We start from the raw sequence: 18,074 nt of genomic DNA, 5'->3' as shown, positions 1-18,074 counted from the left end.
ATGTTTCTTTTAAGTTCAGGTGTTTTTCTCTGGTCATTAGCGCACCTTCTTAAGCGCATAGCACCCACTTTTAGGGCCTCTTTAGGCAATCTTGGAAAAGGCCTGATCGCTGTTGCGATTCTGATCTCAGTGTTAATGATGGTGTTTGGTTATCAGCAAGTTGAGACGACTTACTACTGGGGTCGCAACCCCGCGATGGTGGGTATCAATAACCTGTTGATGCTGCTGGCTGTCTACCTACTGGTCGTTTCAGTCGTTAAAAGTGCATTGGCAAACCGTGTGCGTCATTTGCAACTGAGCGCTGTCAAAACCTGGGCGATTGCGCACTTGATGGTTAATGGTGACAGCGCGTCGTTTGTTCTATTTGGTGGTCTGCTCGCTTGGGCCGTGATCAGCGTGATACTGATTAACAAAGCGGGTAAGCCTGAACTTGAAAAACGACCAACGAGTCTTGTTCGTGAACTGATTGCCGCCATCGTTACGGCTGTTCTGTTTGGTGCCATAGCCATGGCTCATATGAAACTGGGCTACCCAGTTTTTGGTTAAGGGTCGACTGAGCGTTTAGGGATGAAGCAGATGAAACCATTAATCTTTGGATATCTCATTTTAATGGTCTCTATGCTGCTTCAGTACCAGGTCATTTGGCCTGCTGAGGCTGTGTTGCTGTCTCACTGGTCAGAAGGTCCAGCCAGTCTTCTGTTTCTTCCTCATGGCATCAAAGCGCTGTTGATCGTTTTGGTCGGACCGATTGCGGTTTTACCTATCACTTTAGCTCATTTAACGACCGATATCCTGATCGGAGTCGATGCCGGAAGGGTTCTCTTCTCTGCGTTTGTTAGCTCGGTTGTCATGTTAATACCGATGTTGATGTTTAACTACGTCTCGCAACGTCCACTCTTATCGGGTGTAATGGGATCAGGGTTCTCATTGCCTCAAATGACTCGGCTGACCTTCTCGGTTGGTTTGATTGCTGCACTTCTTAATGCATTGGCGAATGCGGCCTGGTATAGCGAGAGCGGTGTAACGCTTTTGGCGTTTCGATATTTAACGGGTGATCTGTTGGGTATATTCGTGGCGCTTTTGCTTTGGAGTCTATTGTCTCGAATTGCTCATAGAGTGAGTCGTTAGTTGTGCTGCAGATTGCGTTATTTGCGCTACTCTCTGTTGGATTGGTTATCCAATATGAAGTGATCTTTCCGTTAGAGTCCTATCTACTGCCTGCTTCAGCGGCTAGTTTTCTTTACATTCCGCATGGCATTAAAACGGTGATGGTGGTGTTGTCTGGTTATCGAGCGTTTCTGCCGATTTTTACCGCCCATCTTATGGCCTATGTGATATGGGCGGTTCCGACACCGTCGATCGCTTTAGATGCCCTAGTCAGTACACTGGTGATGTTTATTCCATTGGTTATTTGGAACTTTAATCGACTTGCACCACTGTTGGCGCCCCTGCCTATTGCTGACGACTCTAAAGTGGTTCTGTTCAGAATTGTTCTGGCTGTCGCTTTTGTATCATCACTGTTTAATGCACTTTTGCATACTCTGCTGTTCACTAATGAGCCGATCGGACTGTTGTCGTTTAGATTCATGGTAGGTGACTTACTAGGTACTTTGCTCGTACTGACTCTGTTGATGCTGTCTAAGAAACATCTAGTTAATCTTATTAAGAAGCAGGTAAACTGACTTTTTAGTCAATTTTGCCATGTGGAATACCTTAGTTGATTGCTAGGTTTAATAAGTCTGCTATACTACACAAGTTGATAGCAGTGAGAGCCTTTTAAGGCCGCAGTTCCTGCTGAGTAACTGAAGGATCTCTTTATGAGCACTTTGAAATTTTATCTAGGTTTGATCAAGCTAATTGATTCAACCTCAAAAGAGCTGGGTTTGGATTCGTTGACTGATTCTGACCGTCAAGTTCTGAACATGCTTTGGGAAGTGGCTGATCATAATACGGCTAAAGCTTCTCTTAGCTACGAAGTCTTTGCTGACTCTGCAATTGCAAAAGGGATTAAAGTCTCTCGCTCGCAATTCTTTAAGTCATTGAAAAAACTTGAAGATGTTGAGTTGATTAAGCGTGTTGAAGGGCCTCGTAGCTCTACTTACCAGCTGAAAGCTGAGTAATCGCTCGTTAAAAGCAAAACATCAGATTAAAGCTGCACACTGTGCGGCTTTTTTGTTTTTGGGGTGCAAGTTACCATAGGGTTTTAAAATTTAGGACGTAATGTGGACGATCAGTATTGGATGAGGCAGGCGCTTGAGCTAGCGGCGCAGGCGGGTGAGCACAACGAAGTGCCTGTGGGTGCAATTGTTGTCCTTGATGATCAAGTCATAGGTCGTGGCTTTAATCGTCCAATCAGCGGCTGTGATCCATCAGCACATGCAGAGATCCAAGCCCTCAGGGATGCTGCTAATCGTCTTGAGAACTATCGCCTTGTGGATGCAACGCTCTATGTAACGATCGAACCCTGTTCTATGTGTGCTGGTGCCATTGTGCACTCTCGTATCAAGCGATTGGTGTTCGGAGCCTTGGAGCCCAAAGCGGGGGTGGCAACTAGCCAAGCTCAATTTTTTGTTCAGCCTTGGCTCAATCATCGTGTGGAAGTGCAGGGTGGGTTACTGGCAGATGAGTGCTCATCAATGATCAGTGACTTCTTTGCACGCCGTCGAGATGAAAAGCGACAAGCCAGGCTCAACAAGTTTGGCGAGGCCTCTAATCCAGAGGTTTAAGTTTGATAGAACGGTTTTGATTCAACCGCCTGAACGGTTCAATGATCTGCGTATACTTTTGAATGTTGTTCACATAGATGACGGGTTCACTACCGCGAGCCTCTCCATGACGGGTTTTGGCCGCAATCTCTGGATCTTCAAGTAGTGGTAAAAACTGCGCTACATCCTCCCACCTGTCAGCATTTTTGCCGCCACGTTGAGTCAGTATGCGAGCATCCTCTAGGTGTCCAAAGCCAACATTATAACCGGCCATGGCTAACCAAAGTCGTTCGGGCTCTGGAATACGATCAGGCACTTTTTCTTCCATTTTTCTCAGGTATTTTGCACCCCCGATGATGCTCTCTCTGGGGTCTGTTCTCTCCTCAACCCCCATCTCTTCTGCTGTCGCTTGCGTGAGCATCATGATGCCTCGCACGCCTGTGCTAGAAACGGCATCCTCATCCCAGTGCGACTCTTGATAGCCCACCGCGGCGAGAATGTGATGATCGAGCCCAACCAACTCGCCTGCTTCAACGAAGTAGGGGTTTAAAGGCTTATAGCGCTCCTCAAGTGCCATGCGAAAAGCGTGTGTCTCGACAAAGTTAAGGGGATTTTTGGGTGGGGTAGAGTCTCGGTTGAGCTGCTCAATCAGCCTCTTGGATTCGGGTTTTTCTAACCAATCGCTTACGGCTCGGTTTAGAGTTTGATCTTCACTTTTTAGCGAGTACCAAACAGCAGGAGCGTCGCTTTGGATCTCAAAGGCTTTTGCTAACTCGGGGTGATAGCTTTTCACCCGACTGAAAAGATCGGAAGGTACAACCGCGAAGGTGGCCTCCCTGTTCTGTAATAGGGTCATCAGGTCTAAATGATTGAGTTCCTCAAGAAGGTCAACTTCTATATCGGGTTTGATGCTGAGCAGTTGGGCCGCCTCGGCACTGCCATCCAAAGCAATAATGTTGCCCTCTTTGATATCAGCGAATGATTTAGGACGCTTGAATCCTTGGGTCTTTCTGTAGATAACCAGTGTGCGGCTGTCGCGATAGCTTGGATGGGGTTGGTATATCGACTCTCGAGATGGCGTTAGGTGAAGATTGGCAGCTGCAATATCGGCTCGACGATCACGCAAAGCCTGAAAAACATGTTGATGATCTTCCGCGATAATGAATTCGATACCGACACCTAGATGATCGGCAAAGTTTGTCGCCAGTTGATACTCAAAGCCTGTGCGAGTCTGATCAATATCGAGTGTGGATAGGGGGGCTGCAAGTGAAACGACACGTAGATAGCCTCTATCCGTTATCTGTTCGATCAGCGGTTTTCGGTTGGCACTGGTCAAGACAATCCAAACCGCCAGAAACAGAATGCCGGCAGTATAGATATACGGTCTTAATCTTGGTGCTTGTCGAAGGATAAACATTCGTAATGATTAGCTGCTAGCTCTCCCTAATTGCGTCAGTTTGCGCTAAAATTGCACGTTTTCCAACGCCTGATTCGCAGGATCACCAAGAGGCCTCTGAAACCATGCTCGTTTTGCGCGGAGCTCCAGCTCTTTCTGCCTTCCGTCACGCTAAGCTTTTTAACGCTGTTAGCCAAAAAGTTCCGTCAGTTACCGGACTTTATGCGGAGTTTGTTCACTTTGCCGATATGAACTCTGAGTTGAGTTCTGAGAAATACTCGATTCTTGAGCGTGTCCTACGATATGGGCCAAAAGCGGATCAGCAAGATCCCAAAGGCAAACTTATTCTGGTTGTTCCTCGTCCAGGTACTATTTCACCTTGGTCCTCTAAAGCGACTGATATCGTGCACAACTGTGGCTTGGATGCGATTGATCGTATTGAGCGCGGCACGGCGTTTTACGTTGAGAGTGTGGCAGAGCTAAGCGAGCAAGAGTTGAGCGATGTTCAAGCCGTGCTTCATGATCGCATGGTTGAAGCGGTCATGAGCGACCTAGAGCAAGCTAGCTCACTATTTAGACACGAACAGCCACGCGAAATGGGTCGTGTTGATATCCTGGGCGGTGGTCGTGAAGCCTTGGCTACCGCTAACCAAACATTGGGTCTAGCACTGGCTGAAGATGAGATCGATTACCTTGTCGATAGCTTCAAAGAGCTAGGTCGTAACCCCGCTGATGTCGAGTTGATGATGTTTGCACAGGCGAACTCTGAGCACTGTCGTCACAAGATCTTCAATGCCTCTTGGGATATCGATGGAGAAGCGCAGCAGAAATCTCTGTTCGGTATGATCAAGAACACCAATGAGCTAGGCGGCGAAAAAGTTCTATCAGCGTACAAAGATAACGCGGCCGTGATCGAAGGTTGGCAGGCACCGCGTTTCTACCCGAACTCTGAATCTCAACAGTACGGCTACAATGATGAGCCTGTACACATCCTGATGAAGGTTGAGACGCATAACCACCCAACCGCTATTGCGCCTTTCTCGGGTTCTGCAACGGGTTCTGGTGGTGAGATTCGCGACGAAGGTGCAACAGGTCGTGGTGCTAAACCTAAAGCAGGTTTAACCGGTTTTACGGTCTCTGATCTCAATATTCCTGGTTTTGAGCAGCCTTGGGAGTCGAAATACGGTAAGCCTGAACGCATTGTGTCGCCACTCGATATCATGATCGAAGGTCCAATTGGTGGTGCGGCGTTCAACAACGAATTTGGTCGTCCAAACCTGAACGGTTATTTCCGTACCTTTGAACAGTCGGTACCTGGCGCAAACGGTGAAGAGGTACGTGGATACCACAAACCGATCATGCTGGCCGGTGGTATGGGTAACATCCGTGCTGACCATGTTGAAAAAGGTGAGATCGAGGTTGGTTCTAAACTGATCTGTCTAGGCGGGCCTGCAATGTTGATCGGTCTGGGCGGTGGTGCTGCATCCTCGATGAGTTCGGGCAGTTCATCAGCCGATCTTGATTTTGCGTCTGTACAACGTGGCAACCCAGAGATGGAGCGTCGCTGTCAGGAGGTTATTGACCGCTGTTGGCAGCTAGGTGAAGCCAACCCCATCGAGTTTATCCACGACGTAGGGGCAGGTGGTCTTTCGAACGCATTCCCAGAATTGGTAAAAGACGGTGGTCGTGGTGGTTACTTCCAGCTACGTAACGTCAACAACGATGAGCCAGGAATGGCTCCGCTAGAGATCTGGTGTAACGAAGCGCAAGAGCGTTATGTGATGTCGGTTAAACCGGCGGATCTGCCACGTTTTGAAGAGATCTGTCAGCGTGAGCGCTGTCCTTATGCTGTAGTCGGTGAAGCGACAGAGGATCACCACCTTACTCTTAACGACACCCACTTTGAAAATAAACCGGTCGACCTACCAATGAGCGTGCTCTTTGGTAAACCGCCTAAAATGCACCGTTCTGTGACTCGTGCACAGTACGAAGTGCCTGCGTTTGATAGCAGCAACATTAAACTGGCTGAAGCGGTTGAGCGTGTGCTCAAGCTGCCAGCAGTTGCCTCTAAATCTTTCTTGATCACCATTGGTGACCGCTCGATTACTGGTCAGGTTGTTCGTGACCAGATGGTCGGCCCTTGGCAGGTTCCCGTTGCTGACTGTGCGGTAACCTCGACAGGTTTTGTCGGTTACACCGGTGAAGCGATGGCAATGGGTGAGCGTACACCACTGGCTGTGGTTGATGGCCCTGCATCTGGTCGTATGGCGATTGGTGAGACACTCACCAACCTTGCTGGTACCCCGATTGAAGCCCTAAGTGATGTGAAGCTGTCAGCCAACTGGATGTGTGCTGCAGGTCACCCTGGTGAAGATGAGAAACTGTACGATACCGTTCGCGCGGTAGGTATGGAGTTGTGTCCTGAACTGGGTATTACGATTCCAGTGGGTAAAGACTCGATGTCGATGCGCACTGTATGGCAGGATGCTGATGAGCAGAAGTCTGTGACATCGCCACTCTCACTGGTGATCTCTGGCTTTGCACCCGTCTCTGATGTTCGCCGTGTACTAACTCCTGAGCTTCGTACGGATCAAGGTGAAACGGATCTGATTTTGTTGGATCTAGGGCAGGGTAAAAACCGCTTGGGTCTATCGGCACTGGCGCAGGTATTTAACGAAGTGGGCGCTGATGTTCCAGATCTTGATGATGCCGATCAGTTCGCTACTTTCTTTGCCGCCATTCAAGGCCTAAATGAGCAAGGTTTACTGCTGGCTTACCACGACCGTTCAGACGGTGGTCTACTGGCGACCATCACTGAGATGGCGTTTGCCGGTCGCACTGGTGTTGACCTGAGTTTAGATCTCCTTGCGTCTGATGAGTCTGAAATTGCAGCGGCGCTGTTTGCAGAAGAGCTCGGTGCGGTTGTTCAGGTTAAGCGTGAAGATACTGAGCAGGTACTGACTGAATTGAATGCGGCCGGTATCGGTGAGATCGCATCAGTGGTTGGTGCTTTGAATCCTGATGATCTGTTGAACATCAGCTTCGATGATGAAGAGGTTTACTCTGAGAGTCGAGTAACGCTGCAGCGTTGGTGGGCAGAGACCTCTTATCAGGTGCAATCACTGCGTGACAACTCTGACTGTGCTAAGCAAGAGTTTGACGCACTGTTGGATGCTGAAGATCCTGGTCTGAATGCTGATCTTTCCTTTGATGTGAATGAAGATATCGCTGCACCCTTTATCTCGACTGGGGTTCGTCCAGAGATGGCTGTTCTGCGTGAGCAGGGTGTTAATGGTCAAATTGAGATGGCTGCTGCGTTTGATCGTGCCGGCTTCAATACGGTTGATGTTCACATGAGTGACATCCTCGCTGGTCGCATTGAGTTGGATCGCTTCAAAGGTTTGGTCGCTTGTGGTGGTTTCTCTTACGGTGACGTATTGGGTGCGGGTGAAGGTTGGGCGAAATCGGTGCTATTTAATGACCGTGCGCGTGATCAATTCAGTGCCTTCTTTGAGCGCCAAGACAGTTTCGCACTGGGTGTCTGTAACGGTTGTCAGATGCTCTCTAATCTACACGAACTGATTCCAGGTGCTGAGCTGTGGCCACACTTTGTGCGCAATGAGTCTGAGCAGTTTGAAGCTCGTGTGGCGATGGTTGAAGTGCAGAAATCGAACTCACTGTTCCTAGCGGGTATGGAAGGTTCGCGTATGCCAATCGCTGTTGCACATGGCGAAGGTCGCGCTGAATTTGCCGATGCGTCGCATCTGGCTAATCTAAGTGGTTCAGGTACCGTGGCGTTGCGTTATGTAAATAACCGCGGCGAATTGACGCAGAACTACCCAGCGAACCCGAACGGTTCACCAGAGGGGATTACCGGTGTTACCTCTGCCGACGGTCGTGTCACCATCATGATGCCTCACCCAGAGCGAGTGTTCCGTGCCGTACAGAACTCTTGGGCTCCAGATCATTGGAGTGAAGATGGTGCATGGATGCGTATGTTCCGTAATGCACGTAAGTGGGTTGGCTAAGCCACCCACTGTTAGCCACTCAATTTAGAGTGTCGAACGCATAAAAAAGGCGACCTAATGGTCGCCTTTCTTCTATCTTTTTTCTGACTATTCGAACAGTCCGAAGGTGATGCGATCGAATAGAGAACGCTCCTCATCTGCTTGCTCTGATGTGTCAGTCGCCTCTGTCGCTGGCGCTTCATCGGCACGCACCGGTTGAGCCAGTGAGCTGGTTGGTTGAATCGGCTCCGCCAGTTCTGTCCCTTCACCGAGCAGGCCAAAGCTTGCGGTGTAGATCAGATCATTGCGTGGTGCTTTGAATGAGCGAACCTGGTAGTCAGGGAAGTTGGTTGCCAAGACAGTACTCGCATCAGCGGCCAGTTCAGTCAGTCCAAGCTCAGTGTAAGCTTCTGCCATGATTGCCAAGGCATCCGGTGTTGCCGGAGTCTCTTGTAGGTTCTCAACCACGTAACGACCACGGTTTGCGGCTGCCAGCCATGCTTGACGTTTCATGTAGTAGAGTGCGACGTGGATTTCGTAGGTGGCTAGACGGTTTTTGAGGTACTGCATACGACGTTGCGCGTCGGCGGCGTACTCGCTGTCTGGGAAGCGGTTAATCAAGGTTGTAAAACTGTCGAACGAGTCGCGTGCTGCACCTGGATCACGCTGAGCCACATCAATGGGTAGGTATTTAGCAAAGAAAGAGCGCTCGGCTTCAAAGGCGCTTAACCCTTTCATGTAGTAGGCGTAGTCGACGTTGTCGTGATTAGGGTGTAGACGAATGAATCGATCGGCTGCGGCTGCAGCAGAGGTGTTTTGGTTCATTCTAAAGTGTGCGTAGATCAACTCTAGCTGTGACTGTTCAGAGTAACGGCCAAATGGGTAGCGCGCTTCAAGAAGTTGTAGTTTCTCGATCGCGAGCTGGTTATTGCCCGCATCAATTGCACTTAGCGCCTCTTCATAGAGCTGCTCCTCAGGAACATCTGGCTCTATTTTCTCCCCATTGCTACTACAACCCACCAGTAGGGTGGCAGCGAAAAGAGCGGGAATCAGTCGGTTAAAACGCATGTTTACATCCTAATCTATATACAGCGGTTCAGCGCTGCGATCTCTATTGAGATATACTATTCAATATTCCTTATTTAAACACAGAGCTTAGCTCACCAAAACACTCTTAGAGCCAGATAGAGCAATAATGTCAGAACATATTCACCTTGAAGCCGTTGTACCCGATGAACTCTACGGTAAACGACTCGATCAAGCCGTTGCGCAGATCTTTCCCGACTACTCCCGTTCACGCCTGCAGGGGTGGATAAAAGAGGGGGAGTTGACCGTTGATGGCAAAGTGCTGCGTACGCGCGACAAGCTGACCGGTGGTGAAAAGATTGTCGTCGACGCTCAAATCGCAGTCATTGAAGAGCATAAGGGTGAGGATATCCCGCTCGATATCGTGTTTGAAGATGAACACATTCTTGTGCTGAACAAACCCTCGGGTTTGGTGGTACACCCTGCGTCGGGTCATGCCGAAGGAACACTGTTGAATGCTCTGTTGCATCACGCCCCAGAGGTAGCTCAGGTACCGCGGGCCGGTATTGTGCATCGCCTTGACCGTGAAACCACTGGCCTGATGGTTGTGGCTAAAACTATTCAAGCGCAGACTGATCTTGTTGAACAACTGCAAGAGCGTTCTATGGGTCGCGAATACGAAGCGGTTGTTCAGGGTGTCATGATTGGTGGTGGTACGGTAGATGAGCCAATGGGTCGCCACAGTAAGAACCGTCTCAAAATGGCGGTTGTGGGTCTGGGCAAAGAGGCGATCACACACTATCGCGTGTTGAAGAAGTTTCGTTCACACACTCATATTCGCCTGAAGCTGGAGACAGGTCGTACCCACCAGATTCGCGTTCACATGGCGCACATTAAATACCCACTGGTCGGCGACCCGCTCTACGGTGGTCGTTTCCGTCTGCCGAAGAACTGCAGCGAGCGTATGGTACAGACCTTGAAAGGGTTTCGTCGCCAAGCGCTGCATGCGAAAAAGTTGGAGCTTTGGCACCCCTTTACCGGTGAGCACTGCAGCTGGGAGATCGATCTTCCAGACGATATGCAGCGCCTGCTGACCGTTCTTGATAAAGATGCGACGAAATACGATTACGAACTATGAACCTAATCTGGGCTGACTGGCCGGCACCGCCGAACATTAAAGCGCTCTGTACGACGCGCCAGGGTGGTGTCAGCTCAGCGCCATTTGATCAGCTTAATTTAGGTGATCACGTTGGGGATGACCCCCAAGCCGTCTTGGATAACCGTCAGTCTCTTCTGAATTCACTCTCTCTAGTAAAACCGGCACAGTGGCTGAAGCAGGTTCACGGTGTTGAAGTGGTTGAAGCCTATTCAGATCAACAGATTCGTGAAGCGGACGCCTGTTACACAACAGAACCTGGAGTTGCGTGCGTCATCATGACCGCAGACTGCTTGCCCGTTCTATTTACCAATCGATCAGGTAGCAAAGTGGCAGCTGCGCATGCCGGCTGGCGTGGCTTAGCGGAAGGTGTGTTAGAGCAGACGCTTTCGCAGTTTGATGATCCGTCTGAGGTCATGGTGTGGATGGGGCCGGCGATTGGTCCCGATGCGTTTGAAGTGGGTCAGGAGGTGTATGACCGTTTCGTTGACGATCTGGCCCAGTCGCGTGACGCATTTAAGCCCAGCCCCTCGCATAATGAGCGCTGGGTAGCTGATATCTACCAACTAGCTCGATTGCGTCTAAACAGAGCCGGTGTTCGTCAGATTTTTGGCGGCGGTTTATGTACTTACACTGATTCGGAGCGCTTTTTCTCTTACCGTCGCCAAGCTCAAACGGGGCGTATGGCCAGCCTAATTTGGATGGAAGCTAATGAATAGCTCCGGTTTGGCTGGGCTCGGTATTACCCATCCTATTATTCAGGCGCCGATGGCGGGTGTGTCGACACCTGAACTGGCCGCGGCGGTCTCTAATGCAGGGGCGTTGGGCTCTATTGCGGTTGGAGCTGTTAATGCTGATACCGCGCGTCAATTGATCCAGAGAACGCGGGCTTTGACGGATCAACCGTTCAACGTCAATCTGTTTTGCCATCAGCAACCTCAGCGTAGTGCTCAGGTCGAGCAAGCGTGGATTGAGCGCCTAACTCCGCATTTTGATCGTTTCGGCGCGAATCCACCCGCTCAATTGAATGAGATCTACCTAAGCTTCCTAGATGATCCCAATATGTTGGCGGTGCTGTTAGAAGAGCAGCCTGCGGTTGTCAGCTTTCACTTTGGTCTGCCCGAGGCCGCTTGGATTAAGCAGTTACAAAACAGGGGTGTCCTGACGCTGGCCTGTGTCACCTCGTTGAGCGAAGCGCAGTTAGCGATTGCTGCGGGTGTTGATGCTTTGGTGGCTCAGGGTGTTGAGGCAGGTGGGCATCGCGGTCTCTTCGATCCTCACCAGGATTCACGGCTAATGACAATGGATCTGGTCACTCAGTTGGCCTCTTTTGTTGAACAGCCAATTATTGCCGCAGGCGGCATTATGACAGGGGCTGATATTGCCGCCGCGTTGAGTGCTGGCGCTGTGGCTGTGCAGATGGGAACAGCCTTTGTGCTCTGCCCTGAATCTTCGGCCAATGCTGGATATCGAGCCAATCTAAGTCGTGGCGCTGCGGTTAACACCGAGATCACATCAGCCATCTCCGGTCGACCGGCTCGCGGCATTATCAATCGAGCCCATACAGAGATTGAGCCTGACAACAGAGCGGATATTCCCGATTACCCTCTGACCTATGATGCGATGAAACAGTTGGCTACAGCTGCTGCTGCACAGGGCGATGAGGGGTATGCCGCACACTGGGCTGGCACGGGTGCTGGGTTGGCGAGATCCATGCCTGCTGCGCAGCTGGTCGAGACACTCGTGTCAGAGCTGCAAGCTTCACTCAACTCATAAAATCCGATAATCAGATTGCCTAATTTTTAGTAGTCGATATATACTGTTTATTCATACAGTATATTTATCGATTGATTAGGTATTAACGATGGCGATTACGCAGATAGCTGATGCGGTCGATCTTACCGCTGACCATTTAAAAATTCCTTTCTATACAGAGAGTGTGCCGGCTGGGTTTCCATCACCGGCTCAAGATTATATTGATAAGACGTTGAGTCTTAATGAGCTCTGCATTAAGCACCCCAATGCTACCTATTTCGTCCGTGTCGATGGTGACTCTATGGACGGTGTGGGTATCTACAAGGGGGATGTCTTGGTGGTTGATCGATCGCTGACCGCTCAGCATGGTGACGTGGTGATTGCCAGTGTCAGCGGTGAGATGACGGTGAAGACGCTGCAGCTACGTCCACGCGTGCGTCTGGTTCCACAGAACCGACGCTACTCGCCCATCGAGTTGAAAGAGGGGAGTGAGCTGCAGGTGTTTGGTGTGGTGGTCAGTGTTGTCAGGGTGTTGAAGTAGTGTCGCAAGTGATCGCGCTGGTAGATTGCAATAACTTCTATGTCTCTTGCGAGCGACTGTTTCGCCCAGATCTGCAGGGCGTGCCGATGGTGGTGCTCTCTAATAACGATGGTTGTGCCGTCGCGCGCAGTGCCGAGGTGAAAGCCCTAGGCGTCAAAATGGGGGTACCTCGGTTTCAGATTGAAGAGCTGATAGAGCAACACGGTATCTGCACCTTCTCGTCAAACTACACACTCTACGGCGATATCTCTGCGCGTGTTATGAATACGCTGGAATCGATCGCCCCGCGAGTGTTTGTCTACTCAATCGACGAAGCTTTTATGGATCTGTCGGGGCTGCAGAAAAACTACTCACTGTTGGAGTTTGGTCGTTTCACTAAAAGCAAAGTGGAGAAAGAGGTTGGTATACCGGTATGCGTTGGCATATCGACCACTAAAACCTTGGCGAAGTTGGCCAATCAGGGGGCCAAAAAGTACCTCTCTACGGGCGGTGTTGTCGATTTAACCGAGGTCGAACGACAGCGTAAGTTGATGGCGATGACCGAGGTAGGTGATGTCTGGGGTGTCGGACGTCGTATCAGTCAACGTCTGGAGTCGATGGGCATTAAGAGTGCATTGGATCTTGCCGATGCTGACCCTAAATGGATACGGAAACACTTCTCGGTTGTGTTGGAACGGACGGTGTCTGAACTTAACGGGGTCTCTTGTATCCCCTTTGACGATACCCCGCCGGTCAAGAAGCAGATTGTCGTGTCGCGCTCCTTTGGTGAACGCATCACCGAGCTAGCGGAGATGCGCAAAGCGATTGCCGGTTTTATTACTCGTGCTGCAGAGAAGCTGCGTAAAGAGGGGCAGGTGGCTCAGCATCTGCAGGTCTTTTTGCGCACCAGTCCGTTTGCAAAGAGTCAGCCGCAGTATGCCAACTCCACCAGCGAACGACTGGTGGAGCCAACGGATGATACGCGACAGCTATTGGCCGCTTCGATGCGCCTGATAGAGCGTATCTGGTTAGGTGGTTATCAGTTTGCCAAAGCGGGTGTGATGTTGAGCGACTTTTACGATCCAAAGCTTCAGCAGCAGACGCTATTTTGTGCGGACGGGGAGAGTCGCAGTGAAGCGTTGATGACCACCCTGGATCAGATTAACTATAAAACAGGTCAAGTACAGTTTGCCCGTCGTATCGATCGGAATCCTTGGGATATGAAGCGTGAAATGCTCTCTCCGCGTTACACCACCAGTTGGTTAGAGTTACCGCGAGTCAAATAGAGAGGTGTTAAATAGTTAAAATAATGTCGTAAAAGTTTCATTAAACCCCTTGAAATAGTCAGACTTACCCTCACATAAAAGATAGAAACATTCATTGGCCTTGCTTCGGGAGGCCGCTATCAGTGGAGGCTAAGATGCGCCCAGATAAATTTACTTCAAAATTGCAGGAAGCACTGTCAGATGCTCAGTCATTGGCCGTCGGTAAGGATCATAATCAGATTGAACCTATCCACCTGCTCGCTGCGTTGATCGATCAGCGTGGTGGATCAATTCGTCCCCTGCTCAAGCAGGCTGGTGCGGAGCTGCCGCAGTTAACCCGTAAAGTGGGTGAGGCGCTTGAGCGACTGCCAGTGGTCAGTTCGCCCGATGGTGATATTCGCCTATCTCAAGATATGGCTCGTCTATTCAATCTAACCGACAAACTCGCTCAGCAGCGCGGCGATCAGTTCGTGGCGAGTGAGCTCGTCATACTGGCTATGCTGAGTGATAAAGGTGATGCCGGGAAAGTCTTGCAGGCTGCGGGTCTTACACAAGAGAAACTGGTTGAAGCGATTAATGCGGTAAGGGGAGGTGAAGCGGTGATGGATCCTAATGCAGAAGAGAGCCGTCAAGCTCTGGATAAATACTGTGTTGATTTAACAGAGCGGGCAGAGAGCGGCAAGCTTGATCCGGTGATTGGGCGCGATGATGAGATTCGTCGCACCATTCAAGTGCTCCAGCGTCGCACGAAAAACAACCCTGTACTGATTGGTGAGCCGGGCGTAGGTAAAACCGCCATCGTTGAGGGCCTCGCGCAACGGATCATCAACGGCGAAGTGCCAGAGGGGCTGAAACATAAGCGAGTGCTGTCGCTCGATATGGGATCTCTAATAGCCGGTGCAAAGTTCCGCGGTGAATTCGAGGAGCGATTGAAGGCGGTCCTTAATGAGCTCTCTAAGCAGGAAGGGCAAATCATTCTGTTTATCGATGAGCTTCACACCATGGTCGGTGCCGGTAAGGGCGACGGTGCGATGGATGCCGGTAACATGCTGAAGCCTGCATTAGCACGCGGTGAGCTGCACTGTGTGGGCGCGACTACTCTGGATGAGTATCGTCAGTATGTAGAGAAGGACGCAGCGCTTGAGCGTCGCTTCCAGAAGGTGATTGTTGATGAGCCGAGTGAAGAGGATACGATTGCGATTCTACGTGGTCTTAAAGAGCGCTACGAAGTACACCACGGCGTCGACATCACTGATTCTGCGATCATCGCGTCTGCAAAGCTGAGTCAACGCTACATCACCGATCGTCAGTTGCCTGATAAAGCGATCGATCTGATCGATGAGGCGGCATCCCGTATCCGTATGGAGATGGACTCCAAACCGGAAGAGATGGACCGTCTGGAGCGTCGTCTAATTCAGTTGAAGATGGAGCGTGAGGCGCTGAAAAAAGAGAAGGATTCAGCGGCTAAAAAACGCTTAGAAGAGCTCGAAGAGACCATCAGTACTCTAGAGAAAGAGTACTCAGATCTAGAAGAGATCTGGAAGGCGGATAAAGCGGTACTGCAGGGTTCTCAGCAGATTAAAGAGCAGTTAGACCAGGCCCGTATCGAGATGGAGCAGGCACGTCGTGCAGGCGATCTGGCGAAAATGTCAGAGATACAGTACGGCAAGATTCCAGAGTTAGAGGCGCAATTGCAAGCGGCCGATAGCGAAGATGAATCTGAGGCTCAAACGGAGTTGTTGCGCAATAAAGTCACCGAAGAGGAGGTGGCTGAAGTGGTCTCACGCTGGACCGGTATTCCAGTCAATAAAATGCTCGAGGGCGAGCGTGACAAACTGCTGCGCATGGAGCAAGAGCTGCACAAGCGAGTCGTCGGTCAGGGTGAGGCGGTTGAAGCCGTCTCGAATGCGGTGCGCCGTTCAAGAGCGGGTCTGGCTGATCCGAATCGCCCGAACGGTAGTTTCCTATTTTTAGGCCCTACTGGTGTTGGTAAAACTGAACTCTGTAAAGCGCTAGCCAGCTATCTATTTGATACCGAAGAGGCGATGGTGCGCATCGACATGTCAGAGTTCATGGAGAAACATTCGGTTGCTCGATTGATTGGTGCACCTCCAGGCTATGTAGGCTATGAAGAGGGCGGTTATCTAACCGAAGCGGTTCGTCGTAAGCCTTACTCGGTCCTACTGTTAGACGAGGTCGAAAAGGCGCATCCCGATGTCTTCAATATCCTGTTGCAGGTGTTAGAGGATGGTCGTCTGACCGATGGTCAGGGTCGTACCGTCGATTTCCGCAATACCATCGTGGTGATGACCTCGAACCTAGGCTCGGATCTGATCGCGGGTTACAGCGATGATCAGGATTATGAGCAGATGAAAGGGGCAGTCATGGAGGTGGTGGGTACCCACTTTAGACCGGAAGTGATCAACCGTATCGACGAAGTTGTGGTGTTCCATAGCTTGCGCAAAGAGCAGGTGGCAGGCATTGCAACCATTCAGTTGGAGCGTCTGCGTAAACGCCTTGCTGAGCATGAGCTGGGACTCAGGTTGACATCAACGGCCATGGATAAGTTGGTGGAGGTCGGATTTGAGCCAATTTATGGTGCAAGGCCACTCAAACGTGCGATTCAGCAGTGGATCGAAAACCCATTGGCGCAGCGTCTATTGGCAGGCGACTTCATGCCTGGAGCCGAAATTGCGGTCGATGTGGCGGACGGTGAATTTACCTTCCGCTAGCTCTACTACGGTGCTAAATCGGGGTCTGGCCTTCTGTCAGACCCCGTTATTGTGAAACCGCTATTTAAACCGCTATCATTGCGCTTCTACCAAATTTTGAGGCACCTCCTTGCTTAGCTATCAACACGGCTTTCACGCCGGAAACTTTGCCGATGTTCACAAACATCTCACCCTTCAACTTCTACTGAATGCGCTCAATAAAAAGGCGAAACCTTGGAGCTATTTAGAGACGCACTCGGGTCGTGGGTTATATGACCTCTCGTCAGAGCAGGCGCAGAAGACCGGTGAGTTTCGTGATGGGGTGGCCAAGCTGTGGGGGCAAAAACAGCCGGAAGCTGTTCAGCAGTACCTGTCAGCCATCGCTGAAGTGTCTCAATCTGATCAGCTTCTTCACTACCCTGGATCACCGACACTGACGGCCCTAAATACACGTGAGCTGGATCAGATTCATCTAATGGAACTGCACCCACAAGAGGTTAAAGAGTTAAAGCGCAATATGCGCCTGTTTGCCAATGTTGGGGTGCACCACCGAGATGGCTATGAAGGAGTCTTATCACTACTCCCCCCTAAACCTAATCGGGGACTTCTATTGATCGACCCCGCTTATGAGGTGAAAGAGGAGTATCAACAGGTGGCGAGCTTTGTCGGAGAGGCAATGAAACGCTGGCCCAATGGTCAAATTGCTGTCTGGTACCCACTGCTGGCGGCTAATCGTCATGAGAATATGCTGAAAGCGATGGTTCGACAGCTACCGGATGTTGGTGTGTTGGATTCACAGTTTATTGTGGCTGAGCCCAAAGAGCGGGGTATGTACGGATCTGGAATGTTGCTGATCAATCCCCCTTGGCAATTTGATCAGCAGTTAGATGAGTTGCTACCGAATGTGTTAGCTCAACTCAACGCAGAAGCGCCAGAGACGACGCTTCGTTGGCTGAAACAGGCGCCTTAAGGCGTCAATTTAGAGAAACGGTGGGCTAGTAAAGTGCCTGCTCATCTTTTACCACCTCAATCAGCAACTCAATGAACAGTTCATCGGCTTCGCTGCGCTCTAAACCAATGTGAACGCTGGTGGTGTCATTGAGCTCATCAGCGATTAACTGAACCGCATTCTCTTGGCCCATATGCTTGCGCGCAATCTCTTTGGCGGTTGAGCAAATTTCCGGCTCCATCAGTACCTTTCGAGTAAAGCGAACCAGCTCTTCAATAACGCGATCTTTCTGTTTTACATCGGAAATCGAAACCATTGTTTTTCTCCCTATGACCTTCTTGAACTATAACTCGCACAATGAAGTCGCGCTAGCAAGATGGAGGTTTTTTGTGAAAATGTCGAAATCGTTGAAAAGTTGCTCTTTTTTTAAACAATTTAGCCGCTGCGACGGTTGAAGTTACTGCGCTGCAGTGCGAAAATTTAAAGCTTACTGTTATATGCAAATAACCCCGCGTGTAGCAGGCATTTAAAAGGCTTACTAAGCATTACCCAGCTCAGGTCTAACGCTGCTGATAGAGAGATCC

The 18,074-nt window shown here is 50.4% G+C and carries 16 protein-coding genes; 13 read left to right on the top strand and 3 right to left on the bottom strand.

The window, feature by feature from the left end; all coding sequences use genetic code 11:
* From XMM312_RS02770 to tadA, 5 genes are all read left to right on the top strand, one after another.
* A complete protein-coding gene (locus XMM312_RS02770) occupies positions 1–546 on the top strand; it encodes an NnrU family protein (protein ID WP_173481197.1) in 546 nt (181 codons plus the stop codon).
* A gap of 30 nt (positions 547–576) precedes the next feature.
* Entirely contained in the window at positions 577–1,128 is a 552-nt protein-coding gene (locus XMM312_RS02765; RefSeq protein ID WP_173488666.1) for a hypothetical protein, read from the top strand.
* Between the two features lie 2 nt (positions 1,129–1,130).
* On the top strand, positions 1,131–1,682 hold the full coding sequence (locus tag XMM312_RS02760; RefSeq protein ID WP_173488665.1) for a hypothetical protein: 552 nt from the start codon (positions 1,131–1,133) through the stop codon (positions 1,680–1,682).
* A 135-nt stretch (positions 1,683–1,817) separates the two neighbouring features.
* Positions 1,818–2,120 carry a hypothetical protein gene (locus XMM312_RS02755; protein ID WP_173488664.1) on the top strand — a complete coding sequence of 101 codons (303 nt, stop codon included), beginning with the start codon at positions 1,818–1,820 and terminating at the stop codon, positions 2,118–2,120.
* 102 nt (positions 2,121–2,222) lie between these two features.
* Entirely contained in the window at positions 2,223–2,726 is a 504-nt protein-coding gene (gene tadA, locus XMM312_RS02750; protein WP_371731755.1) for a tRNA adenosine(34) deaminase TadA, read from the top strand.
* Here tadA and mltF read toward each other — a convergent pair.
* Positions 2,710–4,122 carry a membrane-bound lytic murein transglycosylase MltF gene (gene mltF / locus XMM312_RS02745; RefSeq protein ID WP_173488663.1) on the bottom strand — a complete coding sequence of 471 codons (1,413 nt, stop codon included), beginning with the start codon at positions 4,120–4,122 and terminating at the stop codon, positions 2,710–2,712. The genes tadA and mltF overlap by 17 nt on opposite strands.
* 104 nt (positions 4,123–4,226) lie before the next feature.
* On the opposite strand from mltF, the gene purL reads away from it, so the two are divergent.
* Entirely contained in the window at positions 4,227–8,129 is a 3,903-nt protein-coding gene (purL, locus tag XMM312_RS02740) for a phosphoribosylformylglycinamidine synthase (RefSeq protein WP_173488662.1), read from the top strand.
* 87 nt (positions 8,130–8,216) lie between these two features.
* Here the strand turns inward: purL and XMM312_RS02735 are convergent, their stop codons facing one another.
* On the bottom strand, positions 8,217–9,176 hold the full coding sequence (locus tag XMM312_RS02735; protein ID WP_173481191.1) for an outer membrane protein assembly factor BamD: 960 nt from the start codon (positions 9,174–9,176) through the stop codon (positions 8,217–8,219).
* Positions 9,177–9,303: 127 nt separating this feature from the next.
* Between XMM312_RS02735 and rluD the strand changes: the two genes are divergently transcribed.
* The 7 genes from rluD to XMM312_RS02700 all read left to right on the top strand — a co-directional run bounded on the left by rluD (position 9,304) and on the right by XMM312_RS02700 (position 17,511).
* The gene (rluD, locus tag XMM312_RS02730) at positions 9,304–10,272 is read left to right on the top strand and encodes a 23S rRNA pseudouridine(1911/1915/1917) synthase RluD (RefSeq protein WP_173481190.1); all 969 of its coding nucleotides are present in this window, start codon (positions 9,304–9,306) and stop codon (positions 10,270–10,272) included.
* Positions 10,269–11,009, top strand: a complete 741-nt coding sequence (pgeF, locus tag XMM312_RS02725) for a peptidoglycan editing factor PgeF (RefSeq protein WP_173481189.1) — start codon at positions 10,269–10,271, stop codon at positions 11,007–11,009. Before rluD ends, pgeF begins: the two co-directional genes overlap by 4 nt.
* Positions 11,002–12,066: a nitronate monooxygenase family protein gene (locus XMM312_RS02720; RefSeq protein ID WP_173488661.1), complete on the top strand. Its 1,065-nt coding sequence runs from the start codon at positions 11,002–11,004 to the stop codon at positions 12,064–12,066. The genes pgeF and XMM312_RS02720 overlap by 8 nt, the downstream gene beginning before the upstream one ends.
* 88 nt (positions 12,067–12,154) lie before the next feature.
* Positions 12,155–12,586 carry a translesion error-prone DNA polymerase V autoproteolytic subunit gene (gene umuD / locus XMM312_RS02715; RefSeq protein ID WP_173481187.1) on the top strand — a complete coding sequence of 144 codons (432 nt, stop codon included), beginning with the start codon at positions 12,155–12,157 and terminating at the stop codon, positions 12,584–12,586.
* Positions 12,586–13,851 (top strand): translesion error-prone DNA polymerase V subunit UmuC, encoded by a 1,266-nt coding sequence (umuC, locus tag XMM312_RS02710; protein ID WP_371743463.1) that lies wholly within the window; start codon positions 12,586–12,588, stop codon positions 13,849–13,851. Before umuD ends, umuC begins: the two co-directional genes overlap by 1 nt.
* A gap of 134 nt (positions 13,852–13,985) precedes the next feature.
* The gene (gene clpB, locus XMM312_RS02705) at positions 13,986–16,562 is read left to right on the top strand and encodes an ATP-dependent chaperone ClpB (protein WP_173488660.1); all 2,577 of its coding nucleotides are present in this window, start codon (positions 13,986–13,988) and stop codon (positions 16,560–16,562) included.
* 109 nt (positions 16,563–16,671) lie between these two features.
* The gene (locus XMM312_RS02700; protein ID WP_173488659.1) at positions 16,672–17,511 is read left to right on the top strand and encodes a 23S rRNA (adenine(2030)-N(6))-methyltransferase RlmJ; all 840 of its coding nucleotides are present in this window, start codon (positions 16,672–16,674) and stop codon (positions 17,509–17,511) included.
* 25 nt (positions 17,512–17,536) lie between these two features.
* Here the strand turns inward: XMM312_RS02700 and XMM312_RS02695 are convergent, their stop codons facing one another.
* Positions 17,537–17,806, bottom strand: coding sequence for a hypothetical protein (locus tag XMM312_RS02695; RefSeq protein WP_173481184.1), 270 nt, complete (start codon positions 17,804–17,806; stop codon positions 17,537–17,539).
* Between the last annotated feature and the right edge of the window lie 268 nt (positions 17,807–18,074).

The organism is Marinobacterium sp. xm-m-312 (genome assembly GCF_013283295.1).
GTDB lineage: Bacteria > Pseudomonadota > Gammaproteobacteria > Pseudomonadales > Balneatricaceae > Marinobacterium_E.
The sequence above is the reverse complement of the archived record's forward strand: the minus strand, read 5'-3'. Positions and strand labels throughout refer to the sequence as shown.

Excerpts from the sequence above, each read along its gene's own strand:
- XMM312_RS02755 (WP_173488664.1), top strand. The coding sequence starts at position 1,818 with ATGAGCACTTTGAAATTTTATCTAGGTTTGATCAAGCTAATTGATTCA.
- pgeF (WP_173481189.1), top strand. The coding sequence starts at position 10,269 with ATGAACCTAATCTGGGCTGACTGGCCGGCACCGCCGAACATTAAAGCG.
- XMM312_RS02695 (WP_173481184.1), bottom strand. The coding sequence starts at position 17,806 with ATGGTTTCGATTTCCGATGTAAAACAGAAAGATCGCGTTATTGAAGAG.
- rluD (WP_173481190.1), top strand. The coding sequence starts at position 9,304 with ATGTCAGAACATATTCACCTTGAAGCCGTTGTACCCGATGAACTCTAC.
- XMM312_RS02770 (WP_173481197.1), top strand. The coding sequence starts at position 1 with ATGTTTCTTTTAAGTTCAGGTGTTTTTCTCTGGTCATTAGCGCACCTT.
- XMM312_RS02765 (WP_173488666.1), top strand. The coding sequence starts at position 577 with ATGAAACCATTAATCTTTGGATATCTCATTTTAATGGTCTCTATGCTG.
- purL (WP_173488662.1), top strand. The coding sequence starts at position 4,227 with ATGCTCGTTTTGCGCGGAGCTCCAGCTCTTTCTGCCTTCCGTCACGCT.
- umuD (WP_173481187.1), top strand. The coding sequence starts at position 12,155 with ATGGCGATTACGCAGATAGCTGATGCGGTCGATCTTACCGCTGACCAT.
- XMM312_RS02735 (WP_173481191.1), bottom strand. The coding sequence starts at position 9,176 with ATGCGTTTTAACCGACTGATTCCCGCTCTTTTCGCTGCCACCCTACTG.
- XMM312_RS02720 (WP_173488661.1), top strand. The coding sequence starts at position 11,002 with ATGAATAGCTCCGGTTTGGCTGGGCTCGGTATTACCCATCCTATTATT.
- mltF (WP_173488663.1), bottom strand. The coding sequence starts at position 4,122 with ATGTTTATCCTTCGACAAGCACCAAGATTAAGACCGTATATCTATACT.
- clpB (WP_173488660.1), top strand. The coding sequence starts at position 13,986 with ATGCGCCCAGATAAATTTACTTCAAAATTGCAGGAAGCACTGTCAGAT.